Source organism: Sanguibacter keddieii DSM 10542, assembly GCF_000024925.1.
GTDB lineage: Bacteria > Actinomycetota > Actinomycetes > Actinomycetales > Cellulomonadaceae > Sanguibacter > Sanguibacter keddieii.
Genome location: NC_013521.1, coordinates 2201799 through 2226797, shown reverse-complemented (window position 1 = coordinate 2226797; position 24999 = coordinate 2201799). Strand labels below are relative to the sequence as shown.

Below are 24999 nucleotides of genomic sequence, written 5' to 3'. Positions count from 1 at the left end.
GGCACCTCTGAACTACCGGCGAGGGCAGCCGCAGCGGCCTGTGCACGCACAGCCGACCGCGCTGTCCTCGCCCCACCATCCCGACTCACGAAGGCAGGACCACATGGCCAACGCCCGTACGCCCCTCATCGCCGGCAACTGGAAGATGAACCAGGACCACCAGGAGGCCATCCACCTGGTGCAGAAGCTCGCCTGGGCCCTCAAGGACGCCAAGCACGACTTCTCGCAGGTCGAGGTGACCGTCCTCGCGCCGTTCACCGACCTCCGCAGCGTCCAGACGCTCGTCGACGCCGACAAGCTCGAGCTCACCTACGGTGCGCAGGACGTCTCGCAGCACGTCTCGGGCGCCTACACCGGTGAGATCTCGCCGGTGTTCCTCAGCAAGCTCGGCGTCACCTACGTGGCCGTGGGCCACTCGGAGCGCCGCCAGTACCACAACGAGGACGACGCCCTCGTCAACGCGAAGTCGAAGGCCGCCCTGGCCCACGGCATCATCCCGATCATCTGCGTCGGCGAGCCCCTCGAGGTCCGCAAGGCCGGAGACCAGGTCTCGCACACGCTCGCCCAGGTCGACGGTGCGCTCGAGGGCTTCTCGGCCGAAGACGCCGCCAAGGTCGTCATCGCCTACGAGCCCGTCTGGGCCATCGGCACCGGTGAGGTCGCCACCCCGCAGGACGCTCAGGAGGTCGCCGGCGCGATCCGCGTCCGCCTCGCCGAGCTCTACTCGGCCGACGTCGCCGACGCCGTCCGCGTGCTCTACGGCGGTTCGGTCAAGTCCTCGTCGATCGCCGAGCTCATGAAGGAGACGGACGTCGACGGCGCCCTCGTCGGAGGCGCCAGCCTCGACGCCGAGGAGTTCGCCAAGATCGCCCAGTTCAAGGCTGCCGCCGCGAGCTGACCCGCTCTGACGCAGGGGTGGTGCCGGGGGACCGGTGCCACCCCTGAGTCGTCCCCGGCCGGGGACGGCTCCGGGGTGCCTCGCGCTCGACGGGCGCGTGGTGGTCTATCCTGGTAGACGGCACGGACGGTGGCGTCCGTCACCTGCGCACGCCGGACCTGCTGGTCCAGCACGGCACGGGTTGCCGCCGCACCGCCGCTGAGAACCGGTGCTCCTCCGGGAGCGCCTCACCGATGTAGAGGGAAGAACAAGTCTGTGGACATCCTGCGTATCGCGCTCCAGGTCCTGCTCGTCCTCACGAGCGGCTTCCTGATCCTGCTCATCCTCATGCACAAGGGCAAGGGCGGCGGGCTGTCTGACATGTTCGGCGGCGGCGTCTCGAGCAGCGTCGGCTCCTCGGGTGTCGCAGAGCGCAACCTCAACCGCATCACCGTGGGCTTCGCGCTCACCTGGTTCGTCGTGGTGGTCCTCCTCGGGCTCATCACCAAGGTCGACACGGGCATCTGACCGCCCATCCATCTCTGGCAGGAGCGGCACAGTGGCCGGTGGTAGTGCGATCCGAGGATCGCGAGTTGGAGCAGGACCCATGGGCGAGGAGCAGCGCGGCGCCATGGCGCCACGCTTCGTCGTCACCTACTACTGCGCGAACGGGCACGAGACCCGTCCGAGCTTCTCGATCGAGAGCAACGCCCAGGCCCCCGAGACCTGGGACTGCACCCGGTGCGGCTACCCGGGCGGCCAGGACGCGGAGAACCCGCCGCCCCTCGTGCGCAACGAGCCGTACAAGACGCACCTCGCGTACGTGAAGGAGCGCCGCTCCGAGGAGGACGGCGTCGCCCTCCTCGACGAGGCTCTCGCGTCCCTGCGCGCCCGCCGCGGGGGCCGCTGACCCGACGCACCACACCACCCGACGGGGCTGGTGCCGCAGCCCACGCTGCCGGCACCAGCCCCGCCGTCGTCCTGGGAGATGTCTGCGCGACGCCTGCTCAGCCCCCCCGCACGACGAAGGGCGAGACGGTGAGAGGTCTCGCCCTTCGTCGCGTGCGCAGCAGGTGCTGTGGGGGTCGTCGTGCGGTGCCGGTCCTCAGGTGAGACCGGTCAGCGCCCGGCAGCCGCGGAGTCCAGGAGCCAGAGCGTCAGCTGCGCGCCCACGGCGGCCGCGACAGGAGCCTCGGCCTTGTCGGCGCCGTCGAGCCCGGCCTTCACCGCGTCGGCCTTCTCTGCGCCTGCGGCGATGATCCACACCTCGTGCGAGGCCTGGATGGTCTCGAAGGTGAGGGAGACGCGCTCGGGCGGCGGCTTCGGTGAGCTCCGCACACCCACGGTGCTCTGACCGGTGACGGTCCCGCCGGGGTGGCCGGGGAACAGCGACGCGACGTGCGCGTCGGGGCCCATGCCGAGCAGCGTGATGTCGAAGACCGGTGCGCTGGCTCCCTCGGGGGCGTAGCGCGCGAGCTCTTCGGCGTACGCGGCCGCGGCCTCGTCGACGTCGTGCTCACCGTCGGTGGACGGCATGGCGTGCACGTTGTCCGCGGGGAGCACGTCGAGGTGGTCGAGGAGCGCCTCGCGTGCCTGCGTCTCGTTGCGGTCGGCGTCACCGGCCGGGAGGTAGCGCTCGTCGCCCCACCAGAGGTGCACGCCGGTCCAGTCGACCGCGTCCCGTACGGGGTTCGCCGCGACGGCCGCGAGGGTCTTGATGCCCACGGTGCCGCCGGTGAGGACCACGTGGACGGGGGAGCGGACCGACTGCAGGTCGAGGATCCGCGTCAGCAGGCGCGACGCGGCCGCCTCGGCGAGCACCTGCGCGTCGGGGTGGACGACGACGAGCCGTGACTGCAGGCTCATGCGTCGGCCGTCAGACGCGGCAGGCCCTTGGAGAGGACCTCGCCGTAGACCTCGTCGGGGTCGAGGCGCCGGAGCTCCTCGGACAGGCACTCGCGGAGCGAGCGCACCGGGAGGGTGATCCGGTGGTCCGGCTGGCCCGGCTGGGTCAGCGTGGCCACGCGGCCGTCGGGACGGTCGAGCACGATGTCGCCGGTCTTGCGGTGCAGCACGACGCGGGTGATCGCGAGCTCGTCCTGGTTCCGGTTGATGGTCACCGGGCAGCGGAGCTTCTCGGCGAGCCAGGCGCCGAGGAGGTCGACCGACGTGTGCGACTCGGAGCCCTCGACGGTGACGCCGGTGACGGGCTCGTAGGGCGGCTGGTCGAGCATCGCCGCGAGCAGGCCGCGCCAGACGGTGACGCGGGTCCACGAGAGGTCGATGTCGCCCGGCTGGTGGTTCTCGCGCAGCGTCTCGAGCGTCTCGCTCGGCGACGAGCACTTGAGGCTGTCGGTGATGCGGATCTTGGCCATCTGGCCCACGAGGTCGGTCGACGGGCTGTCGGGGACCTCGTTGGGCCACCAGGCGACGATCGGTGCGTCGGGCAGCAGCAGCGGCATGATGAGCGTGTCGGGGTGCTGGGCGACGACGGACGACGGGCGCAGGACGATGACCTCGCTCGCCCCAGCGTCACCGCCCACGCGGATCTCCGCGTCGAGGCGGTCGGGTCGGCCGTCGGCGGTCGAGACGACGACGATGCGGCACGGGTGCTCGCGGCTCGCGTCGTTGGCCGCGTCGACCGCCTCCTCGATCTCCTTCTCGTCGGCGACGATCACGAGGGTGAGGACGCGTCCGAGGGCGATCGCGCCGCCCTCCTCGCGGATCTTGATGAGACGGCGCGCGACCGAGCTGACGGTCGTCTCCGGCATGTCGATGATCATGTGATCTCTCTTTTCAGGTCTTCAGGTCCGGGGCGCAGGTCAGGGCCGACGCCAGGACCGGCCGTCGCGGGCGAGCATCTCGTCGGCGGAGTCCGGGCCCCAGGTGCCCGAGCGGTAGGCGTCCGGGGTGCCCTTGCTCTCCCAGAAGGCCGTGATCGGGTCGAGGATCTTCCACGAGAGCTCGACCTCCTCGTGGCGGGGGAACAGCGGCGGGTCGCCGAGGAGCACGTCGAGGATGAGGCGCTCGTAGGCCTCGGGGGAGGACTCGGTGAAGGCGTGGCCGTAGCCGAAGTCCATCGTGACGTCGCGGACCTCCATCGCGGTGCCGGGGACCTTGGCGCCCAGGCGCAGCGTGATGCCCTCGTCGGGCTGCACGCGGATGACGATCGCGTTCTTCCCGAGCTCGCTCGTGGCGGTGGACTCGAAGGGCAGGTGCGGCGCCTTCTTGAACACGACGGCGATCTCGGTGACGCGGCGGCCGAGGCGCTTGCCGGTGCGCAGGTAGAACGGGACGCCGGCCCAGCGACGGGTGTCGATGTCCACGCGGATCGCGGCGAAGGTCTCGGTGGTCGAGGTGGGGTCGGTGCCCTCCTCCTCGAGGTAGCCGACGACCTCTTCGCCGCCCTGCCAGCCGGACTCGTACTGACCGCGGGCGGTGTGCTTGCCGAGGTCGTGCGGCAGGCGCATCGCGGAGAGGACCTTGATCTTCTCAGCGATGAGGTCGTCCGCGGCGAACGACACGGGCTCTTCCATCGCGGTGAGCGCGAGGAGCTGGAGCAGGTGGTTCTGGATGACGTCGCGGGCTGCGCCGATGCCGTCGTAGTACCCGGCGCGGCCGCCGATGCCGATGTCCTCGGCCATGGTGATCTGCACGTGGTCGACGTAGTTGGCGTTCCAGATCGGCTCGTACATCTGGTTGGCGAAGCGCAGCGCCAGGAGGTTCTGGACCGTCTCCTTGCCGAGGTAGTGGTCGATGCGGAACACGTCCTCCGGGGCGAACACCTCGGAGACCACGTCGTTGAGCTCGCGGGCCGACTCGAGGTCGTGGCCGAAGGGCTTCTCGATGACCACGCGGCGCCAGGCGTCCTCGGGGGACTTCGACAGGCCCGAGCGGGCGAGCTGGCGGCAGACGACGGGGAAGGCGCTCGGCGGGACCGAGAGGTAGAAGGCGTGGTTGCCCTTGGTGCCGCGCTCCTCGTCGAGGGCTGCGACGGTCTGGCTCAGGCGCTCGAAGGCCTCGTCGTCGTCGAAGGACCCCTGGACGAACCGGATGCCCTCGGCGAGCTGGTTCCACACGTCCTCGCGGAACGGCGTGCGGGCGTGCTCCTTGACGGCGTCGTGGACGACCTTGGCGAAGTCCTGGTCCTCCCAGTCGCGGCGGGCGAACCCGGTGAGCGCGAAGCCGGGGGGCAGTAGACCACGGTTGGCGAGGTCGTAGACCGCCGGCATGAGCTTCTTGCGGGCGAGGTCGCCGGTCACGCCGAAGATCACGAGACCCGACGGTCCGGCGATGCGCGGCAGGCGCAGGTCGCGCGCGTCGCGCAGCGGGTTGGAGTCGGCTTCGATCTTTGCGGGTCTCACGGGCGCCACCATCTTCTCCGGGTGTGGCACTGGGGCCACGCCCACGGTCTGACTTGTCGATCTTCACGTGTCGAGCGACTGGTCTGCGACGCATCGCCGCAGACCAGTCATGTCTAGCAGGACTCTAGGACCAGAGTCCTGCCTGTCTCAGGACGAGGCTCCGGAGAGTCCGTCGCGGACGGTCTGCAGGAGCTCGTCCCAGCTGGCCTCGAACTTCTGGAGGCCGTCCTCCTCGAGACTACGGGTGACCTCGGCGAGGTCGCCGCCGAGACGCGCGTACGTGTCGAGCGTCGCACGGGCGTCGTCGTAGGTGCCGGTGATGGTGTCGCCGGTGATGTCGCCGTGGTCGGCGACGGCCTGGAGGGTCTTCTCGGGCATCGTGTTGACGACGCCCGGGGCCACGAGCTCCGTCACGTAGAGCGTGTCGGGGTAGTCAGGGTTCTTGACCCCCGTGGACGCCCAGAGCGGGCGCTGCGGACGGGCACCGCGGGCCTCGAGGGCCTTCCAGCGGTCGGAGGCGAGCGTCTCGCAGTGGATCTCGTAGGCGAGGCGCGCGTTGGCCACCGCGACCTTCCCGAGGAGGGCCTTCGCCTCGTCGGAGCCGATCTCCTCGAGCTCCTTGTCGATCGCGCCGTCGACGCGGGACACGAAGAACGACGCGACGGACGCGAGGTCGGAGACGTCGCGGCCGGCCTCGAGCGCCTGCTCGAGCCCGGTGAGGTACGCGTCGATCACGGCGGAGTAGCGCTCGAGCGAGAAGATCAGCGTGACGTTGACGCTGATGCCCTGGGCGATCGCCGCGGTGATGGCGGAGAGGCCCTTCTCGGTGGCCGGGATCTTGATGAACAGGTTCGGCCGGTCCACCGTCGACCACAGGCGCTCGGCGAGCTTGCCGGTGGCGTCGGGGTCCTGCGCCATGCGGGGGTCGACCTCGATGGACACGCGGCCGTCGACACCGTCGGTGCGGTCGTAGACGGGGCGGAGCACGTCGCAGGCGTCGCGGACGTCGCGGGTGGTGATCTCCCAGACGGCGTCGTCGACGTCGGTGCCCTGCGCGGCGATCTCGGTGAGCTGCTCGTCGTAGCTCTCGCCCTTCGAGAGCGCGCTCGCGAAGATGGTCGGGTTGGTGGTGACGCCCACGACGTCGCGGGTGGCGACGAGGTCGGCGAGGTTGCCGGTGGTGATGCGCTCGCGCGAGAGGTCGTCGAGCCAGATGGCGACCCCCTCGCTGCTGAGTCGGGACGTCGCCTCGGACTGGGTGGGGGTGCTGCCGTTCTCTGACACGGGGATGACCTCTCCTGCTGCTGCTCGTGCTGTGGGCTCGTGCTGCGGGCCGTGCGGGTGCTGCGGTCTGCGGTGCTGCTAGGTCGTGCTGGGTGCTGCTGGGTCGTGCTGGTGAGACGACGACGGGCTGCGGCCGTCCCTGTTCCATCGAATCAGAGAAGGACGCAGCCCGCGATCAGAGCGCGCGTCTCGTCGCTCACACCCCCACTCATGCCCGTGGCGCGCCCGCGAGGCCCTCCGGAGAGGGCTGTGCGGACGCGCCACGGGCATGTCATGGGCGTGCGTCAGGGACGGTCGGCCGTGCCGCCCTCGGAGGGCTGCGGGGCTGCGCCGGGGGCGGAGGAGCCCGCGGCCTCGATGGACTCCTTGGCGGCGGCCACGACGGCCTCGGTGGTGATGCCGAACTCGCGGTAGAGCGTCTTGAAGTCTGCGGAGGCGCCGTAGTGCTCGATCGAGATCGAGCGGCCGGCGTCGCCGACGAGCTCGCGCCAGCCCTGGGCCACGGCGGCCTCGACCGACACGCGGGCCTTGACCGAGGCGGGGAGGACCGACTCGCGGTACTCCGCGTCCTGCTGGTCGAACCACTCGCGGCTCGGGACGGACACCACGCGGGCGTTGACGCCGTCGGCCTTGAGGGCCTCGCGGGCGTCGACGGCCAGCTGGACCTCGGAGCCGGTGCCCAGCAGGATCACGTCGGGCGTGCCGTTCGGGGCCTCGGCGAGGACGTAGGCACCCTTCTCGACGCCAGCGGCCGAGCCGAAGGTCTCGCCGGTGGCGGCACCCTCTCCACGGGCGTAGGTCGGCACGTTCTGACGGGTCAGGACGATGCCGGCCGGGCGGTCGGTGTGACCGAGGATGGTCTTCCAGGCCCAGGCGACCTCGTTGGCGTCCGCGGGGCGGACGACGTCGAGACCGGGGATGGCGCGCAGCGCGGCGAGGTGCTCGATCGGCTGGTGCGTCGGGCCGTCCTCGCCGAGACCGATGGAGTCGTGGGTCCAGACGAAGGTCGACGGGATGCGCATGAGGGCCGCGAGGCGGACCGCCGGACGCATGTAGTCGGAGAACACGAGGAACGTGCCGCCGTAGGCGCGCGTCCCGCCGTGCAGCACGATGCCGTTGAGGATCGCGCCCATGGCGTGCTCACGGATGCCGAAGTGCAGCGTGCGCCCGTGGGGGTTGCCGGTCCAGGCCGCCGTGGAGTGCTCGGCGGGGATGAAGGACGGCTCGCCCTCCATCGTGGTGTTGTTGGACTCGGCGAGGTCGGCCGAGCCGCCCCAGAGCTCGGGGAGCACCGGCGCGAGCGCCGTGAGGACCTTGCCCGACGCGGCACGCGTCGAGACGTCCTTGCCGCCCTCGAAGGTCGGGAGCACGGAGTCCCAGCCCTCGGGGAGGGTGCGGGTGGTGAGGCGCTCGAGGAGCTCAGCGCCCTCGGGGTTGGCGGTCTTCCACGCGTCGAAGCCGACGGTCCAGGCCTTGCGGGCCTCGGCGCCGCGGGCACCGACCTCGCGGGCGTGGGCGAGGACCTCGTCGGCGACGTCGAAGGACTTCTCCGGGTCGAGGCCGAGGTTGACCTTGAGGCCGGCGACCTCGTCGGCGCCGAGCGCCGAGCCGTGGATCTTGCCGGTGTTCTGCTTCTTCGGCGACGGCCAGCCGATGATGGTGCGCAGCGCGATGATCGACGGCTTGCCGGTCTCGGACTTCGCGGCCGAGAGCGCGGCGTGCAGCTCCTCGACGTTCTCGACGTAGCCGGTGCCACCCTGAGTCCAGTCGACGCGCTGGGTGTGCCAGCCGTAGGACTCGTAGCGAGCGAGGACGTCCTCGGAGAACGAGATGTTGGTGTCGTCCTCGATCGAGATCTGGTTCTGGTCGTAGATGACCACGAGGTTGCCGAGCTGCTGGTGGCCCGCGAGGGACGAGGCCTCGGAGGTGACGCCCTCCTGCAGGTCGCCGTCGCCGGCGATCACGAAGATCGAGTGGTCGAAGGGGCTCTCGCCGGGGGCGGTGCTCGGGTCGAGCAGGCCGCGCTCGCGACGGGCCGCCATGGCCATGCCGACGGCGGAGGCGAGGCCCTGGCCGAGGGGGCCGGTGGTGATCTCGACACCGTCGGTGTGCGTGTACTCGGGGTGACCGGGGGTCTTCGAGCCCCAGGTGCGCAGCGACTTGATGTCGTCGATGTCGACGTCGTAGCCGGAGAGGAACAGCTGGAGGTAGATGGTCAGCGACGAGTGACCGGCAGACAGCACGAAGCGGTCGCGACCGACCCAGTGCGAGTCGCTCGGGTCGTGACGCATGACCTTCTGGAAGAGCGTGTACGCGGCGGGCGCGAGCGAGATCGCGGTCCCGGGGTGGCCGTTGCCGACCTTCTCGACGGCGTCGGCGGCGAGAGCCTTGATCGTGGCGACCGCGCGGTCGTCGAGCTCGGACCAGTCGAAGGGCTGCTGCGCTGGGGTGAAGGAGTTCACCGGACCTCATCTCTGTCGTGGCGTGCGTGCACGCCAGAATCTGTCGTGGTCAGAGCCTGCGGGGCGTCGGAGGACGTCAGCAGCTGGCGGGCTGGTGCGCCGGACGACCGCGGCGAGGCCGTGGTCCTCGGCGGGCGTGCCCGTCGGTCGCTCTGGATTCCGCGTTCCACACTACGCGCGTACGCCCCGGTCTGGGCGGTGACGTCCGGCAGACGGTCACCGGTGACCGTCGACGTGCTGTGGCCCGCACCGGCACGATAGCGCGTCCGGGCGACGGGAGTGTGAACGTTAACAATCGTGTCGCGGAACAGGTCGCCGAACAGATCACAGTCGAAATCTCGCGCAGATGGCCGGGACTCAGGACCTACGGCACGTACGATGAGTCGGACGTTGTGCTGGCCTGGGCGTGGATGATCCCGCGACGAGCGCCGGCTTCTCTCGGACGCAGAACGGAAATCGGCCCGCGTGCACACCTCAAGCCCTGCCTCGGCACACCTCCCCAGCCCCGACGTGGCAGGTGAGGCGCTGCCCACGGCTGGGCAGCCGACCCGGGGCGCGGTGCTGCGGCGCCGGATCGGGGCGTACGTCGCCCTGACCAAGCCGCGCGTCATCGAGCTCCTGCTCGTCACGACCATCCCGACGATGATGCTCGCCGAGCGCGGCTTCCCGTCGCTGTGGCTCGTGCTCGCCACCCTCGTCGGCGGTGCCGGCGCGGCCGGCGCGTCGGGGGTCCTCAACTGCTACCTCGACCGTGACATCGACGAGGTGATGAACCGCACCAAGCGTCGCCCGATCGTCACCGGCGAGGTCTCGCCCCGTAACGCGCTGATCTTCGGCCTCGTGCTCGGCGCCGTGTCGCTCGCGTGGTTCGCGGTCTTCGTCAACATGGCCTCGGCGCTGCTGACCGCCGCGGCGATCGCGATCTACGTGGTCGGCTACACGATGATCCTCAAGCGCCGCACCCCGCAGAACATCGTGTGGGGCGGGATCGCGGGCTGCATGCCGGTGTTCATCGGCTGGTCCGCGGTCACCGGTGGCCTCAGCTGGGGCGCCGTGGCGCTGTTCCTCGTGATCTTCTTCTGGACCCCGCCGCACTACTGGCCGCTGTCGATGAAGTTCCGCCGCGACTACGCCGACGCCGGCGTCCCGATGCTCCCCGTCGTCGCCGACGACCTCAAGGTCGCCCGCGAGATGATCATCTACACGGTCGCCATGATCGCGTGCTCGCTCGCGCTCGTCCCGCTCGAGGGCATGACCTGGGTCTACGCCGTGGTCGCCTCGCTGTTGGGTGCCTGGTTCCTCGGTCAGTGCATCGGCATGTACCGCCGCGCCGCCGACCCCAGCCGCGGCAAGCTCGGCGCCATGAAGGTGTTCCACGGCTCGATCACCTACCTCACGCTCCTGTTCGTCGCCGTCGCGGTCGACGTCTTCCTGCCCTTCTGAGGTGAGCGGTGGTCGCAGCGGACGCCCGGGGTGACCGGCTCCGCCGTGCCGTCCAGGGCTACCTCGACCACCTGACCATCGAGCGTGGTCGCTCGACGAACACCGTCGCCGCCTACCGCCGCGACCTCGACCGCTACGTCGCGTACCTCGAGTCCCTCGACCTGGCCCTCGAGGACGTGACCACCACCGTCGTCGAGGACTACGTCACCGTGGTCCGCACCGGGTCCGACGGGCGCTCGGCCCTCGCGGCCGGGTCAGCGGCCCGCAGCCTCGCCGCCGTCCGCGGCTGGCACACCTTCTGCGTCGCCGAGGGCCTCGCCCCCGCGAACCCGACCGCGGGCGTGCGGCCGCCGAGCCAGGGCAAGCGCCTGCCCAAGGCGATCTCCACCTACGACGTCGAGCGCCTGCTCGCCGCGGCCGGCGCGGGGGACACGGTCGCCTCGGTCCGCAACCGAGCGCTGCTCGAGCTGCTGTACTCGACGGGTGCCCGCATCTCCGAGGCCGTGACCCTCGACGTCGATGACCTCGACCTCACCCCGGGCCTCGAGTCCGTCCGGCTGTTCGGCAAGGGCAGCAAGGAGCGCGTGGTCCCCGTCGGGTCCTTCGCGGTCGAGGCGATCCAGGCGTACCTGGTGCGCGCCCGCCCCGTCCTCATGGCGGCAGGGCGGGGGACACCCGCGGTGTTCCTCAACACCCGCGGGGCGCGGCTCAGCCGGCAGAGCGCCTGGCAGGTGCTGCGGACCTCGGCCGAGACCGCCGGGCTCGACGGCGCCGAGCACATCTCGCCGCACACCCTGCGGCACTCCTTCGCGACCCACCTGCTCTCGGGCGGGGCCGACGTCCGCGTGGTCCAAGAGCTGCTGGGGCACGCCTCGGTGACCACCACGCAGCTGTACACGATGGTCACCGCCGACTCGCTCCGCGAGGTCTACGTCCAGTCCCACCCACGAGCCCTCGCCTGAGCGGTGCCGTGGCGCGCCACCGTCGCGGCGCGCTTGCAGGCCCTTGCGACACGCCTGCGGTAGCGTTGCCGCGTGAGTAGTCAGGCCCCGAGCAGCACCGAGATCAACGAGCCCCGCCGCGACCCGGTCGGGCGCCTCCTTCCCGACTTCCCCGAGCCCGAGCGGCTCTCGGGGCACGGTCCCGCGCGCATCATCGCGATGTGCAACCAGAAGGGTGGGGTCGGCAAGACGACCACCACCATCAACCTCGCGGCGTGCCTCGCGGAGTACGGGCGCCGGGTGCTCATCGTCGACTTCGACCCGCAGGGCGCCGCGTCCGTGGGCCTGGGCATCAACCCCCACGAGCTCGACCGCACGGTCTACAACCTCCTCATGGAGCGCTCGGCCGACATCCACGAGATCATCGTGCCGACCAACGTCGAGGGCCTGCACATGCTGCCGGCCAACATCGACCTGTCGGCCGCCGAGGTCCAGCTGGTCGGCGAGGTGGCACGCGAGTCGGTCCTGTCCCGCGTGCTGCGCCCCGTGCTCGACGAGTACGACGTGATCCTCGTCGACTGCCAGCCGTCCCTCGGCCTGCTGACCGTCAACGCCCTCACGGCCGCGCACGGCGTGCTCATCCCGCTCGAGTGCGAGTTCTTCGCGCTGCGCGGTGTGGCGCTGCTGGTGGAGACCATCGAGAAGGTGCGTGACCGTCTCAACCCGCGCCTCGAGGTCGACGGCATCATCGCGACGATGTTCGACCCCCGCACCCTGCACTCCCGCGAGGTCGTGGCGCGCGTCTACGAGGCCTTCGGCGACACCCTCATGCAGACGGTCATCGGCCGCACGGTGAAGTTCCCGGACGCCTCGGTGGCCGCCGAGCCGATCACCACCTACGCCCCGAACCACTCGGGCGCGACGTCGTACCGCCAGCTGGCCCGTGAGCTCATCGCGCGTGGCGACGCTGCCTGAGGCACCGGCCGCGACCGACGTCGCGGTGTCTCCTGCGACGGACGTCGCGGTGCCCTCTGCGACCGACGTCGTGGTGCCAGCCCAGGAGCAGGTGTCCTCCGCCTTCGCGGTGCACCTCGACAACTTCGAGGGTCCTTTCGACCTGCTGCTGTCGCTCATCGCCAAGCACAAGCTCGACGTGACGGAGATCGCGCTGGCCCAGGTGACGGACGAGTTCATCGCCTACCTGCGGTCGGGGGAGCGTGACCTCGGGACGACGAGCGAGTTCCTGCTCGTCGCGGCGACCCTGCTCGACCTCAAGGCGGCACGCCTGCTGCCCTCGGGCGACGTCGAGGACTCCGAGGACCTCGAGCTGCTCGAGGCCCGCGACCTGCTGTTCGTCCGGCTGCTGCAGTACCGGGCGTACAAGCAGCTGGCGGGTGTGTTCTCCGAGCGCCTGGCGGAGCAGGGGCGCCGCACGCCGCGCTCGGTCCCGCTGGAGACGCAGTTCGCGGCCCTGCTGCCCGAGCTCGTGTGGACCACCACCCCGCAGGACCTCGCCGCGCTGGCCGCGCACGCCCTCGCACCGAAGCCGGCCCCGCCGACGGTCGACGTCGCGCACCTGCACGCGCCCGCGGTGAGCGTCCGCGACCAGGCGGCCATCGTCGTCGAGCGCCTGCGCGCCGGTGGCGCCCTCACCTTCCGCGACCTCGTGTCCGACGCCGAGTCCGTCCTCGTGGTGGTCTCGCGCTTCCTCGCCCTCCTCGAGCTGTTCCGCGAGGGCGTGGTCGGCTTCGACCAGATCACCCCGCTCGCCGAGCTCACGGTCCGCTGGACGGGCGACGACGACGGCGACGTGGAGGTCCGCGGCGACTTCGACGAGGTCGAGCCCGCCGACGAGGTCACGGTGGCCGCCGAGAGCGTGACCGACGAGACCATCGCGCAGATGGCGGCGCAGCCGGTAGGCACAGCGCAGTCGGTAGGCACGGCGCAGTCGGTAGTGACGGCGCAGCCGACGGAGTCACCCTCATGACCGTTGACGACGTCGAGCACGTCCCGCTCGAGGACCGCCCCGGCGGTGTCCTCGCGGCGATCGAGGCGATCCTCATGGTCGCCGACGAGCCCGTCTCCGTGGTGCGCCTGGCCGCTGCGCTCGGGCTCCCGGTCGACCGCACCGCCGACCACCTGTGGCGCCTGGAGACGGAGTACCGGTCTGCGGCGCGTCGTCCGGGCTTCGAGTTGCGCGAGTCCGGTGGCGGGTGGCGCGTCTACTCCGCACCGGAGTTCGCCGACGTGGTCGGGCAGTTCGTGACGGAGGGGCAGTCGGCCCGCCTGTCGCAGGCTGCGCTCGAGACCCTCGCCGTCATCGCGTACCGTCAACCGGTCACCCGTGGCCAGGTCTCGGCCGTCCGTGGGGTCAACGTCGACGGCGTCGTGCGTACCCTGACGATGCGCGGTCTGATCGTCGAGGACGGCTCTGACGAGTCCAGTGGTGCGCTCTTGTACCGGACTACGGGATACTTCATGGAGCGCATGGGCTTGTCGTCACTCGACGAGCTGCCCGCACTGGCTCCGCACCTGCCCGAGATCGACGCCCTGGAGCTGCCCGACGACCCCGGTCGTGGACAGCTCACCGGGCGGTGGGCGCAGGGCCGACCCGCCGAGGCGGCAGAACAGCCCGCTGTGGCACAACTGGAGGAATGAGTACATGAGCAACACCCGTGGCGGACGCAAGAAAGCCCGCCCGCAGGAAGCACCTCGCGACGTCCACGTCCCCGACGGTGTGCGCCTGCAGAAGGTCCTCGCGACGGCAGGGCTGGGTTCTCGCCGTGCGTGCGAGAACCTCATCACGGCTGGTCGTGTGACGGTCGACGACGTGCCCGTGCACGAGCTCGGCGTCCGCATCGACCCCGACAAGAACGTGGTGCACGTCGACGGGCTGCGCATCCAGCTCGACATGTCGCTGCTGACGCTGGCTCTCAACAAGCCGCTCGGCGTGGTCTCGACCATGCACGACCCCGAGGGTCGCCCGACGCTCGCGCAGTTCGTCGCGGACCGTCCGGAGCGCCTGTTCCACGTCGGCCGTCTCGACGCCGACTCCGAGGGTCTGCTGCTGCTGACGAACGACGGCGAGCTCGCCAACCGTCTGACGCACCCCAAGTACAAGATCACCAAGACCTACACGGTCCAGGTGGAGGGCCGCGTGCCCGCCAACCTCGGGACGACGCTCCTCAAGGGCATCGAGCTCGAGGACGGCGTCGCGACCGTCGACAAGTACCGCCTGGTCGACGCGACCCCGCAGGCCAGCCTCATCGAGGTCGAGCTGCACGAGGGCCGCAACCGCATCATCCGCCGCATGTTCGAGACCGCCGGGTACCCCGTGACCCAGCTGGTCCGCACCAAGATCGGCCCGATCCGCCTGGGCGACCTGCGTCAGGGTCGCGTGCGCGTCATCGGTCAGACCGAGCTCGGCACGCTCATGGCCGAGGTCGGGCTCTAAGACCACCGCAGACAGGCCGCCGGGAGACCGGCGGCCTTCTGCGCACCACGGCACCACCCGGCGTCACAGCACCACCTAGCGTCACCGGCGCCCCCAGCCTCACCGCACGACCCAGCCTCACCGCATCACCCAGCCTGACCGAACGGAGACACCATGACGGTGCGCGCGATCCGCGGCGCCACGCAGCTCGAGGTCGACGACCGCGAGCACCTCTTCGAGCGCACCAGGGAGCTCGTCAAGGAGGTGCTGCGGGCGAACGACCTCGACACCGAGGCGCTCATCTCCATCGTCTTCACGTGCACGCCCGACCTCGTGTCGGACTTCCCGGCCGCTGCCGCCCGGGAGATGGGGCTCGGCGACGTGCCCCTCATGTGCGCGACGGAGATCGCCGTGCCGCACGCGCTGCCCCGGGTCGTCCGGCTCATGGCGCACGTCAACCTCGAGGTGCCGCGCAGGGACGTCCAGCACGTCTACCTGCACGGCGCGACCACCCTGCGGAAGGACCTTGCCCAGTGAGCCACAGCGCGACAGACAGCCTCGGCGGAACGCCTGAGAGCCTCGAGGGCGGGACGGGTGCGTCGCAGGACGGCGCGGCGAGTGCTGACGGTGCCACGACCGCTGCCCTGAGCGGCGCGACGGCCGCGGCCATGAGTGCGGCCGCGGTCGGTGCCACGAGCGGCGCCGCGGTGGCTGCTGCGAGCATCGCGCACGACCTCGCCCACGCGGAGACGACCGACGTCGCCCGCCCGCTGGTCGTCGCCCTCGACGGGCCCTCGGGCTCGGGCAAGTCGAGCGTCTCCCGCCAGGTGGCCAGCCGCCTGGGGCTGGCGTACCTCGACACCGGTGCGATGTACCGCGCGGCGACATGGTGGTGCGTGCACCAGGGCGTCGACCTCACCGACCAGCCGGCCGTGGCCGCCCTCGTGGCGAGCATGCCGCTGGAGATCGGCGTCGACCCGTCGGACCCCACGGTCCACGTGGACGGCACGGACATCGCCGAGGCGATCCGCGACTCGTCGATCTCGACGGCCGTGAGCGCCGTGGCCACCAACCTCGAGGTGCGCGCGGAGCTGCGCCGTCGTCAGCGTGAGCTCATCGACGTCGAGCGCACCGCCGGCTTCTCCGGTGGCGTGGGTGTCGTGGCCGAGGGCCGCGACATCACGACGGTCGTCGCGCCCGACGCCGACGTCCGCGTGCTCCTCACCGCGAGCGAGGAGGCACGCCTGGCGCGCCGCGCCAAGGACGTGCACGGCGACGCCGACGCGTCGTCCGTGGAGGCGACGCGCGACCAGGTGGTGCGCCGCGACCGCGACGACTCGACCGTGTCCCAGTTCCTCGTGGCAGCCGACGGTGTCGTGACCGTCGACTCCTCCGACCTCGACTTCGAGCAGACCGTGCAGGCCGTGCTGGAGGTCGTCGAGCGCACCGGCCAGCGCTGATGGCTGCAGCAGGGGGACGCGCGAGCGGAGGCAGGTCCCGGGGCGACGGTGCCCCGGGCAAGGCCTCCGTCCGTCGCGACGTGACGAAGCCGCCGCTCGCGACGATCCCCGGGCCAGCGGGCCCGGCGTGGTCTCGCTGGGTCGGCCGGTTCCTCGCCAAGGTCGTGTGGAGCACGCGCGTCGTCAACGGGTCGAACCTGCCCCTCGACGGCCCGGTGCTCGTCGCTGCGAACCACACCGGTCTCATGGACGGTCCCGTGGTGCTCGGCGTCGCCCGGCGCCCGCTGCACATCCTCGTCAAGGACTCGATGTTCCGCGGCCCGCTCGGCCCGGTGCTGCGTGCTGCCGGTCAGATCCCGGTCGACCGCGAGGGCGGCCGCTCGGCGCTCACCACCGCTCTCGCGGTGCTCAAGCGCGGGGGAGCGGTCGGGGTGTTCCCCGAGGGCAACCGCGGTCGCGGTGACCTCGCCGAGGTCCGCGCCGGCGTCGCGTGGCTCGCGCTGACCTCCGGTGCGCCCGTCGTGCCGGTGGCTGTCCTCGGGACGCGACGTACCGGCCAGAAGGTCGGCGCGATCCCCGGCTTCCGCCGACGCCTGTACGTGGAGGTGGGTCAGCCCATCGTCGTCGAGCGCACCCCCGGCGTCTCCGGCCGGGCGACCCTCGAGGCCGCCAACCGCGAGATCCGCGACGCCCTCGCCGAGCTCGTGGCCGGAGCGGTCGAGCGCAGCGGGATCAGCCTGCCCCTCGACGACCCGAACCGGGAGAAGGGCGCTGGGCTCGCCGTCGAGCCGCCCGCGCCCGGGGTCCCCGGGGCGCCGGGAATCCCTGGAGGTCCGGGAGTACCCGGAGCCGCTGCGGTGCATGGGGTGACCGGTGCAGCCGGTGCCCCCGACGTCACCGGTGCGAGCAGCACGGCCGACGTGCCCGACGCGACAGACCAGGGCCCTTCGCACGGTGCTTGACCGTCGTCGTGCCTCGCTGGTCGGCATCGCCGTGCTCGGCGCGGTGCTGGTCGCGGGGGAGGTCTACGACTGGCGGGAGAGCCGCCGCGCCCTCGGCAGCGCACCAGGCCCTGGCGACCGCGAGGCGGTGGTCGTCCTCGGCTACCGCAACCGCGGGTCCCGGCCCAACGTCGTCAACCGCCAGCGCGTCCGCGCCGGCCTGCGGTCGGTGGACCCGGAAGCCGAGACTGTCCTCGTGATGTCCGGCGGCGCCGTCGCCGGTTCCGTCCCCGAGGCCGAGGTGATGGCCGCCTACGCACGGAGCCTCGGCTACCGCGGACGGTTGCTCGTCGAGACCGAGAGCCGGTCGACGTGGGAGAACGTCCAGAACGTCGTCCCGGTGCTCGAGGGCGCCGACCGCATCAAGATCGTGTCCACCGCGGCGCACGCCTCCCGTGCCCGCGAGATGCTGAGGGCAGTCCGCCCCGACCTGGCCGAGCGCCTGGTGCGCGGCCGCGAGCACCGCACCGGCGAGCTCACGCTCCTCAAGCCCGCGATGCCCGTCATCGCCCTCCGTGCGCAGCTGCGCAACCGCCGGTACTCCCGCCCGCAGCCGCCCCGCTGACACCCGGTTCGACCGGATTCTCCAGATGTGATGCAGCCGATCACCCACGTGTTCGTGAATCGGCCGCAGGACTGGGAGAATAGGTGTATGAGCACGCCTGAGCAGAACCTTTCAGAGGACACCGCGACGACCGCGGACCCCACATCAGCGCCACAGCCGACGTCTGACGTCCCCGAGTCTGCCCAGACGGAGTCGTCTGAGACGACGCAGCCGCAGGTGCCCCTCAGCGACGGCACGGAGTCCGACGGCGACGATGCCCAGCGCGAGCACGCGCTCCGCGTCGGCCTCGAGGAGTACGAGCTCGGCGACGAGGACCTCGCGCTCCTCGGCGGCGAGTTCGACGACGGCTCTGGCGAGGGTGTCGGCGTGCCGCTGCCCGTGCTGGCCGTGGTCGGCCGCCCGAACGTCGGCAAGTCGACGCTCGTCAACCGCATCATCGGCCGCCGTGAGGCTGTCGTCGAGGACAAGCCCGGCGTGACGCGTGACCGCGTCAGCTACCCGGCCGAGTGGGGCGGGCGCCGCTTCATGCTCGTCGACACCGGTGGCTGGGAGGTCGACGTCGCGGGCATCGAGGCGCGCGTGGCCGAGCAGGCCGAGGTGGCCATCTCGCTCGCCGACGCCGTGATGTTCGTGGTCGACGCGACCGTGGGCCCGACCGCGACCGACGAGCAGGTCGTCAAGCTGCTCCGCAAGTCCGGCAAGCCCGTGGTGCTGTGCGCCAACAAGGTCGACGGGCCGCGCGCCGAGGCTGACGCCTCGGAGCTGTGGAGCCTGGGCCTCGGCGAGCCGCACCCCGTCTCGGCCCTGCACGGCCGTGGCACCGGTGACCTGCTCGACGCCGCGATGCGCAAGCTCCCCACCAAGACCGAGCACGGCGTGGCCGTCCCGAACGGCCCGCGCCGCGTGGCCCTCGTCGGCCGCCCGAACGTCGGCAAGTCGTCGCTCCTCAACAAGGTCGCCGGCTCCAACCGCGTCGTCGTCGACCCGACCGCCGGGACGACCCGCGACCCGGTCGACGAGCTCATCCAGCTCAAGGGCAAGGACTGGGTGTTCGTCGACACCGCAGGTATCCGTCGCCGCGTGCACCAGACGCAGGGTGCGGACTTCTACGCGTCGCTGCGCACGCAAGCCGCGATCGAGAAGGCCGAGGTGGCCGTGGTGCTCCTCGACGCGAGCGAGAAGCTCACCGAGCAGGACACCCGCGTGATCTCGCAGGTCATCGACTCCGGTCGGTCTGTGGTCATCGCGTACAACAAGTGGGACCTCATGGACGAGGACCGTCGTCCGTTCCTCGAGCGTGAGATCGAGAAGGACCTCGTGCAGGTCCAGTGGGCGCCGCGCGTCAACATCTCGGCCGCGACCGGCTGGCACACCGACCGTCTGGTGCCGGCCCTCGAGCGTTCGCTCGAGTCCTGGGACACCCGCATCTCGACGGGTCGCCTGAACTCGTTCATGGGTGAGCTCGTCGCCGCCAACCCGCACCCGCTGCGTGGTGGCAAGCAGCCGCGCATCCTCTTCGCGACGCAGGCGTCGACGCGCCCGCCGCGCTTCGTCATCTTCGCCACCGGGTTCCTCGAGGCCGGCTACCGCCGCTTCATCGAGAGGCGCCTGCGCGAGACCTTCGGCTTCGAGGGCTCGCCCATCTCCATCTCGGTGCGCGTCCGCGAGAAGCGCAAGCGCTGAGCGATCTAGCGCGCAAGCGCTAACGCTCTGATCGTCCGACCAGGCCGGGACCTGCAGACAGTCGTCTGCGGGGCCCGGCCTTCGTCGTACCTGGTGGGAGGGCGTCGAGGGCTGTCTGGGGCGCCTGGGAGGGCTCCTGGAAGGGCTCCTGGTGTGATCTGACGCTGTCCACAGCGCCCCGGCTGTCCGCGTGCGTCCGTTCTCACTACAGTCGGGGCATGAGCGACTCAGGACTTCTCCAGGCCCAGCAGAAGATGCGCGACGGTGGGGTGGCCGGGACGGCGATCGACGTCTTCTCCCACTTCTACCGGCTGCTCGAGTCGGGGGAGACGGGGGTCATCCCCGAGTCCGACGTGGACCCTCTGGTCGACGTCGACAAGCAGTCGGAGCTGGACGTCCCGGAGCAGGTGGGCAAGGACGCCCTGGCGAAGACGGCGATCATCAAGCTCAACGGCGGCCTCGGCACGTCGATGGGCATGGACAAGGCCAAGTCGCTGCTGACCGTCCGCGGCGACGAGACGTTCCTCGACATCATCGTCGGCCAGGTACGCCACGCACGGGCGACGTCGGGCGCGCGGCTGCCCCTGATCTTCATGAACAGCTTCCGGACGCGTGACGACACCCTCGCGGCCCTCGACAAGCACGCCGACGTGGCTGTCGACGGAGTCCCGCTGGACTTCATCCAGAACCGCGAGCCCAAGCTGCGCGCCGACGACCTCACCCCGGTGACGTGGGAGGCCGACCCGAGCCTCGAGTGGTGCCCTCCGGGCCACGGGGACCTGTACACGGCCCTGCAGACGTCAGGGGTGCTCACAGCGCTCCTGGAGGCCGGCTTCGAGTACGCGCACGTGTCGAACTCCGACAACCTCGGTGCGTCACCCGACGCGGCCGTCGCCGGCTGGTTCGCGCAGTCCGGTGCGCCCTTCGGCGCGGAGGTCGCCGTGCGGACGCCAGCAGACCGCAAGGGAGGCCACCAGGTGGTCCGCAAGAGCGACGGGAGGATCGTCCTGCGGGAGACGGCCCAGACCCTCGACGAGGACGCTGCAGCGGCTGCTGACATCTCCAAGCACAAGTACTTCAACACCAACAACCTCTGGTTCGACCTCAAGGCCCTCGCCGCCGAGCTCGAGCGCACCGGTGGTGTGCTGCAGCTGCCGCTGATCAAGAACTCCAAGACCGTGGACCCCTCCGACGCGTCGTCCACTCCCGTGATCCAGATCGAGTCCGCCATGGGCGCCGCCATCGAAGTCTTCGAGGGCGCCAGGGTGCTGGAGGTCGACCGGTCCAGGTTCCTGCCCGTGAAGACCACCAACGACCTCCTGGTGCTCCGCAGCGACGTCTACGAGCTGGGGGAGGACTACAGGCTCACAGCGGCCGTCGAGGCCCCGTACGTGGACCTGGATCCCGACCACTACAAGACCATCGGGAAGTTCGACGCTCGCTTCGCCCAGGGGGCTCCGTCGCTGGTCAGGGCTACGGCGCTGAGGGTCGAGGGGGACTGGACCTTCGAGGCCGGCGTGACGGCTGTGGGGGAGGCGCGGCTGACCGACCCGGGCCAGCCCGGAACCGTCCCGTCCGGGACCACGATCAGCGCCGACGGCCTCGACGTGTCGTGAGCACCCCTCAGGATGGGGTAATGTTCTTCTCGGCCCTGCGGGGCTGGTGAGGTACTCACCGGCGGTCTTCGGACCGGCGAGAGAACCCACGGGCTGTAGCGCAGCTTGGTAGCGCACCTGACTGGGGGTCAGGGGGTCGCAGGTTCAAATCCTGTCAGCCCGACCAGCATTGAAGTACGTCGAAGAGGGCGGTTTCGGAGTAATCCGGGATCGCCCTCTAGCGATTCAGGAGCATCGAACGTAGGTGCAAGCGGAGCGAGGCCCACGAGCCCACCCGCATGACTTCACCCCCCTCTGTTCAGGGCACATGAGCCGACCTCACTTAGCATGGGGCGGGACAGGATCGCCCTAAAACAGACAGGCCCAGACCTTGCCTCCCGACGGATTCGTGTTCCAAGAGATGATGGATTCTCTAGTGCGAGGAGACACGTCGGACTTTCTACACCTAGTCGGTGCATTCGGAGAGCCAAAGAAGCTTGACGGGACTCGATCTACGGTACGGACCCACTTCGTGACCACCGACTCCACAGGTACGCCTGCAGTTGATCTTTTGAGCTCAGCAATGGCATACGCCGTGGTCGATTTCTGTGTACCCAGAGAGCGGATTGAGGCGGCCAACGCCCACTACCAGCGGACTCGAAGTACGATGCACGTTGCCAGCCTTCAGCAGGAAGCGCAAGAACTCTTTGTGGATGCGGATGAATCTGGAGAAGGTGGGGAACTCCTGCTCTTCCTTCTGAGCGAGCAACTCCTTGGCCTCCCACAAATCATCGCCAAAATGCCTTTGAAGACAAGTTCGCAGATGCACGTCCACGGTGCGGACGGCGTTCATGCCCGGATCGATGACGAAGGAATCCTTAACGTCTTTTGGGGCGAGTCGAAGCTCTACAAATCAAGTACAGACGCTTTCAGGGACTGTTTTAATAGCATTAAGCCTTTTCTTGCTCCGGACGGCCACGACGCTAGACGTCGAGATCTCCAACTCGTGCGCGACAACATCAATGTCGATCACCCAGAGCTAGCCACGCACTTGGTCCGCTATTTCACCACCTCCGATCCGCAGGCGCTCCAAGTGAAGTGGGGAGGTGTCTGCCTTATTGGTTTCGACTTAGAGGCCTACCCGAATACATCGTGCCTTGTGGAGGCGGAGCGAGCGGAGCTATCGGCAAAGATCAACCGATGGGAGAATGCCGTGAAGCGCAGAGTCTCAGAGCATTCTCTGGTCGACATCGAAATTGACGTGTTCTGCATACCTTTTCCAAGCGTTGCAGAACTACGAAAAGCTGTTCGTAGGAAGTTGGGAGGCCGATGAACGAGGACGACGTTCTAGAAAACAGTACTTTTCGTGATAGTTTTCACGAAATGAGGCGGCAAGAGTTGCGTCGAGAATTCCCCATGGTTGTGAACGATGGGGAGGCTGATCCGGCTGTCTTGGACTGGAACTTTCTGATTTTTTGCGCGAGCGCAATCTCGTCCTTTCGGACCGAACGCTCCGAGGCTTCCGTTCTTCGAGTAGCAACGTCCTGCCTCACGAACGAAAACACCGATGAATCCCAAAAGCAAGCAGCGGTGCTACTGCTAAACAGAATTGGAAATTCTCGGACGGTCCAAATGGCGGCAGCAAAAGGCCTGGTCCAACCGCAAGTGCCAGCTTCACTGCCTCCGCTTCTACGATTGGAATCGATACGCGGATCCATGGCCCGCGTTATTCCAATAGCAAGCGGCGAGCGCCTTGAAGTCAACAGGTTCCAGCGAGAAGTCTGGCAGATTGCGCAGTCGAATCAGTGGATCAGTGTTTCTGCTCCGACATCTGCGGGCAAGTCGAGAATTGTGCGTGAATGGTTTCTCGAACTGCTTCGAGAAACGCCCCGCTTGACGGCGGTCTACCTTTGCCCGACCCGGGCTCTAGTCGAGGAAGTCTCGGCTGATTACCGGAGTAGCGTACCGATAAACACAGGTGTCTTCACAATGCCTTGGGATCCTAAGATCTCGGAAGGCGACAAACGAGTATTAGTGCTAACACAAGAGCGCCTGCACCTTGTGCAAGAGAAATTCTCTGACTTCAAGGTCGATCTGCTGTTCGTCGACGAGGCTCAAGGGCTGGGCGCAGTGGAGCGCGGAATTCTGCTGCAGCAGGTGATCGACCGAGCAGTGGCCGCGAATGCAAGAATGCAGGTAATTTTTGCAAGTCCACTAAGTTCTAACCCAGACATTCATCTTACACACAGGCCCAAAGAAGTTTCATCAGAGCATTTCGTATCTGAGGCAGTAACTGTCAACCAGAACTTGCTGCGAGTCGAGGCAGTCAAGGGAAAGCCGCTACTTCGTGCCGTCAGGTACGCGCACGAAGGGACTATTAGAAACCTTGGCCATATTGAACTTCCTGAACGCCCGAATTCTTTGCCGGAGCGAATAGCCAATGTTGCTTTTGCTCTAGGTGGGAAATCGGGCGGCAATATAGTCTATGTAAATGGGGCAAGTGAAGCAGAAAAAGTCTCAGCAGTGCTCGCGCAACTTAACAGAAAATCGATTCAGAATGATGAGGTTCGCAATCTGCAGAAACTCCTGGAGACTGTCGTGCATCCGGACTACGCTTTAATCGACGCTTTGAACGCCGGGATCGCATTCCACTACGGCAACATGCCTTTAGTGGTTCGATCGGAGATCGAGAGGCTTTTTAGCAGTGGCCATATTGGCTACTTGGTATGTACTTCAACGCTGCTCGAGGGGGTGAATCTTCCGTGTCGTAACATTTTCATGCGGAATCCGAAGAAGGGCGTAGGTAACCCGCTCACTGAAAGCGACTTCTGGAATCTGGCTGGACGGGCTGGTCGTTGGGGGAAAGAATTTCAGGGCAATGTTGTTTGCATCGATACTGACGTCTCTGGTACTTGGGAGAACCTTCCACTTGTTCGCAAAAGATCTAAACTGATTCTGGCGACCACGCAAGGCCTCGCACGGACTCCCGATCTTCTTGAGTATATCGATCGGTCCGAGCGATCGGCGATATCTGGTCCTGAAGAATATCTTTTTTCATACCTTTGTTCCCGCTATGCTGCGGGCCGCGATCTGACTGACATGCTTTCTAAAGTCCCCGAGGAATCTCTGAGGGACGAGCTTCGTAATCGTATCGGTGCGGTGGTCGACAATGCTCCCTTCCCGAAGGAGATCATCTCTCGCCATTCGGGTGTATCTCCATTCGCAATGGAGAGATTGCTGGCGTCGTTCTCGGCAGAGAGCGATCTTGAGAATCTCTGGCTGCCAGGTCCAACCGAGGGGGATTCGAAGCTGAAATATCAGCGCGCGCTCTGTCGAATTGGTGAACACGTCACTACGGCCTTTGGTTCCGTGGCGATGTCTCCCGATTCAGACAAGAGAAAATGGCAACTGGCGAACCTAATTGTGAATTGGATGCTCGGGGTGCCGTTGCCAATGCTCATTGATCAGCGGATCTACCAAAGGAAAAATATCCCCGCGGCAATCAGGGGTGTACTTTCTGACGTTGAAAACATCGTCAGATTCCACGCACCAAAACACTTGGCTCTGTATGAGGACCTGGTTCGTGTTGAGGCGTTAAGGCGGGGGCAGCCGGTTCCGAGTAGTCGGCCCGACGTGGTGATGTTGCTCGAGCTCGGCGTGTCGAAGCCCAACGAGGTGGCTCTAACCACTTTGGGGCTTTCGCGAACGTCGACCGTAGCGCTCGCCGCCTATGTTCCTGTCGAACCGTGGATGGGTGATGAAGCCCTGAACTGGCTTTCCAACTTTGACATCAAACGGCTTCCTCTGCCGAAGATAGTGGAGAAAGAAGTGCTTGCTCTTCGCTCCGGCCTGGCCCGACTCGAACCACCTAGCCTAAGCGAGCAGTGAAGA

22 protein-coding genes and 1 tRNA gene are annotated in these 24999 nt (G+C 68.4%); 18 read left to right on the top strand and 5 right to left on the bottom strand.

The window, feature by feature from the left end:
* Nucleotides 1-103 precede the first annotated feature (103 nt).
* The 3 genes from tpiA (at nucleotide 104) to SKED_RS09795 (ending at nucleotide 1787) form a co-directional block, all read left to right on the top strand.
* A complete protein-coding gene (gene tpiA, locus SKED_RS09805; RefSeq protein WP_012866994.1) occupies nucleotides 104-898 on the top strand; it encodes a triose-phosphate isomerase in 795 nt (264 codons plus the stop codon).
* A gap of 255 nt (nucleotides 899-1153) precedes the next feature.
* Nucleotides 1154-1405 carry a preprotein translocase subunit SecG gene (gene secG, locus SKED_RS09800; protein WP_012866993.1) on the top strand — a complete coding sequence of 84 codons (252 nt, stop codon included), beginning with the start codon at nucleotides 1154-1156 and terminating at the stop codon, nucleotides 1403-1405.
* 31 nt (nucleotides 1406-1436) lie between these two features.
* Entirely contained in the window at nucleotides 1437-1787 is a 351-nt protein-coding gene (locus SKED_RS09795) for an RNA polymerase-binding protein RbpA (protein ID WP_081447962.1), read from the top strand.
* A gap of 209 nt (nucleotides 1788-1996) precedes the next feature.
* Here SKED_RS09795 and pgl read toward each other — a convergent pair whose 3' ends face one another.
* The 5 genes from pgl to tkt form a co-directional block, all read right to left on the bottom strand.
* A complete protein-coding gene (pgl, locus tag SKED_RS09790) occupies nucleotides 1997-2743 on the bottom strand; it encodes a 6-phosphogluconolactonase (RefSeq protein ID WP_012866991.1) in 747 nt (248 codons plus the stop codon).
* Nucleotides 2740-3660, bottom strand: coding sequence for a glucose-6-phosphate dehydrogenase assembly protein OpcA (locus tag SKED_RS09785; protein WP_012866990.1), 921 nt, complete (start codon nucleotides 3658-3660; stop codon nucleotides 2740-2742). The genes pgl and SKED_RS09785 overlap by 4 nt, the downstream gene beginning before the upstream one ends.
* Nucleotides 3661-3699: 39 nt before the next feature.
* Nucleotides 3700-5241 (bottom strand): glucose-6-phosphate dehydrogenase, encoded by a 1542-nt coding sequence (zwf, locus tag SKED_RS09780; protein ID WP_012866989.1) that lies wholly within the window; start codon nucleotides 5239-5241, stop codon nucleotides 3700-3702.
* Between the two features lie 147 nt (nucleotides 5242-5388).
* Complete coding sequence (tal, locus tag SKED_RS09775) at nucleotides 5389-6525, bottom strand: transaldolase (RefSeq protein WP_012866988.1); 1137 nt, start codon at nucleotides 6523-6525, stop codon at nucleotides 5389-5391.
* A gap of 284 nt (nucleotides 6526-6809) precedes the next feature.
* Nucleotides 6810-8987 (bottom strand): transketolase, encoded by a 2178-nt coding sequence (tkt, locus tag SKED_RS09770; RefSeq protein ID WP_012866987.1) that lies wholly within the window; start codon nucleotides 8985-8987, stop codon nucleotides 6810-6812.
* A gap of 525 nt (nucleotides 8988-9512) precedes the next feature.
* Between tkt and SKED_RS09765 the strand changes: the two genes are divergently transcribed.
* The 15 genes from SKED_RS09765 to SKED_RS19500 all read left to right on the top strand — a co-directional run bounded on the left by SKED_RS09765 (nucleotide 9513) and on the right by SKED_RS19500 (nucleotide 24996).
* A complete protein-coding gene (locus tag SKED_RS09765; RefSeq protein ID WP_425358127.1) occupies nucleotides 9513-10430 on the top strand; it encodes a heme o synthase in 918 nt (305 codons plus the stop codon).
* Between the two features lie 8 nt (nucleotides 10431-10438).
* The gene (locus SKED_RS09760; protein WP_012866985.1) at nucleotides 10439-11392 is read left to right on the top strand and encodes a site-specific tyrosine recombinase XerD; all 954 of its coding nucleotides are present in this window, start codon (nucleotides 10439-10441) and stop codon (nucleotides 11390-11392) included.
* A 72-nt stretch (nucleotides 11393-11464) separates the two neighbouring features.
* Complete coding sequence (locus SKED_RS09755) at nucleotides 11465-12346, top strand: ParA family protein (RefSeq protein ID WP_012866984.1); 882 nt, start codon at nucleotides 11465-11467, stop codon at nucleotides 12344-12346.
* Nucleotides 12330-13358 (top strand): segregation and condensation protein A, encoded by a 1029-nt coding sequence (locus SKED_RS09750; RefSeq protein ID WP_012866983.1) that lies wholly within the window; start codon nucleotides 12330-12332, stop codon nucleotides 13356-13358. The genes SKED_RS09755 and SKED_RS09750 overlap by 17 nt, the downstream gene beginning before the upstream one ends.
* Nucleotides 13355-14029, top strand: coding sequence for an SMC-Scp complex subunit ScpB (scpB, locus tag SKED_RS09745; RefSeq protein ID WP_012866982.1), 675 nt, complete (start codon nucleotides 13355-13357; stop codon nucleotides 14027-14029). Before SKED_RS09750 ends, scpB begins: the two co-directional genes overlap by 4 nt.
* Nucleotides 14030-14033: 4 nt before the next feature.
* On the top strand, nucleotides 14034-14825 hold the full coding sequence (locus SKED_RS09740; protein ID WP_012866981.1) for a pseudouridine synthase: 792 nt from the start codon (nucleotides 14034-14036) through the stop codon (nucleotides 14823-14825).
* Between the two features lie 153 nt (nucleotides 14826-14978).
* Nucleotides 14979-15341: a chorismate mutase gene (gene aroH / locus SKED_RS09735; RefSeq protein ID WP_012866980.1), complete on the top strand. Its 363-nt coding sequence runs from the start codon at nucleotides 14979-14981 to the stop codon at nucleotides 15339-15341.
* A gap of 170 nt (nucleotides 15342-15511) precedes the next feature.
* Complete coding sequence (cmk, locus tag SKED_RS09730; protein WP_012866979.1) at nucleotides 15512-16264, top strand: (d)CMP kinase; 753 nt, start codon at nucleotides 15512-15514, stop codon at nucleotides 16262-16264.
* 80 nt (nucleotides 16265-16344) lie between these two features.
* Nucleotides 16345-17226, top strand: coding sequence for a lysophospholipid acyltransferase family protein (locus SKED_RS09725; protein ID WP_245534544.1), 882 nt, complete (start codon nucleotides 16345-16347; stop codon nucleotides 17224-17226).
* The gene (locus SKED_RS09720) at nucleotides 17219-17830 is read left to right on the top strand and encodes a YdcF family protein (protein WP_012866977.1); all 612 of its coding nucleotides are present in this window, start codon (nucleotides 17219-17221) and stop codon (nucleotides 17828-17830) included. The genes SKED_RS09725 and SKED_RS09720 overlap by 8 nt, the downstream gene beginning before the upstream one ends.
* 87 nt (nucleotides 17831-17917) lie before the next feature.
* Entirely contained in the window at nucleotides 17918-19513 is a 1596-nt protein-coding gene (der, locus tag SKED_RS09715) for a ribosome biogenesis GTPase Der (protein WP_012866976.1), read from the top strand.
* Between the two features lie 218 nt (nucleotides 19514-19731).
* Entirely contained in the window at nucleotides 19732-21129 is a 1398-nt protein-coding gene (locus SKED_RS09710; protein ID WP_012866975.1) for a UTP--glucose-1-phosphate uridylyltransferase, read from the top strand.
* Nucleotides 21130-21218: 89 nt separating this feature from the next.
* Nucleotides 21219-21295: transfer RNA gene (locus SKED_RS09705), tRNA-Pro, on the top strand.
* Between the two features lie 234 nt (nucleotides 21296-21529).
* Entirely contained in the window at nucleotides 21530-22441 is a 912-nt protein-coding gene (locus SKED_RS19510; RefSeq protein ID WP_012866974.1) for a HamA C-terminal domain-containing protein, read from the top strand.
* Complete coding sequence (locus SKED_RS19500; RefSeq protein ID WP_012866973.1) at nucleotides 22438-24996, top strand: DEAD/DEAH box helicase; 2559 nt, start codon at nucleotides 22438-22440, stop codon at nucleotides 24994-24996. The genes SKED_RS19510 and SKED_RS19500 overlap by 4 nt, the downstream gene beginning before the upstream one ends.
* Nucleotides 24997-24999 lie beyond the last annotated feature (3 nt).

Excerpts from the sequence above, each read along its gene's own strand:
- tpiA (WP_012866994.1), top strand. The coding sequence starts at position 104 with ATGGCCAACGCCCGTACGCCCCTCATCGCCGGCAACTGGAAGATGAAC.
- pgl (WP_012866991.1), bottom strand. The coding sequence starts at position 2,743 with ATGAGCCTGCAGTCACGGCTCGTCGTCGTCCACCCCGACGCGCAGGTG.
- SKED_RS09785 (WP_012866990.1), bottom strand. The coding sequence starts at position 3,660 with ATGATCATCGACATGCCGGAGACGACCGTCAGCTCGGTCGCGCGCCGT.
- scpB (WP_012866982.1), top strand. The coding sequence starts at position 13,355 with ATGACCGTTGACGACGTCGAGCACGTCCCGCTCGAGGACCGCCCCGGC.
- SKED_RS09740 (WP_012866981.1), top strand. The coding sequence starts at position 14,034 with ATGAGCAACACCCGTGGCGGACGCAAGAAAGCCCGCCCGCAGGAAGCA.
- aroH (WP_012866980.1), top strand. The coding sequence starts at position 14,979 with ATGACGGTGCGCGCGATCCGCGGCGCCACGCAGCTCGAGGTCGACGAC.
- der (WP_012866976.1), top strand. The coding sequence starts at position 17,918 with ATGAGCACGCCTGAGCAGAACCTTTCAGAGGACACCGCGACGACCGCG.
- SKED_RS09710 (WP_012866975.1), top strand. The coding sequence starts at position 19,732 with ATGAGCGACTCAGGACTTCTCCAGGCCCAGCAGAAGATGCGCGACGGT.
- SKED_RS19510 (WP_012866974.1), top strand. The coding sequence starts at position 21,530 with ATGATGGATTCTCTAGTGCGAGGAGACACGTCGGACTTTCTACACCTA.
- SKED_RS19500 (WP_012866973.1), top strand. The coding sequence starts at position 22,438 with ATGAACGAGGACGACGTTCTAGAAAACAGTACTTTTCGTGATAGTTTT.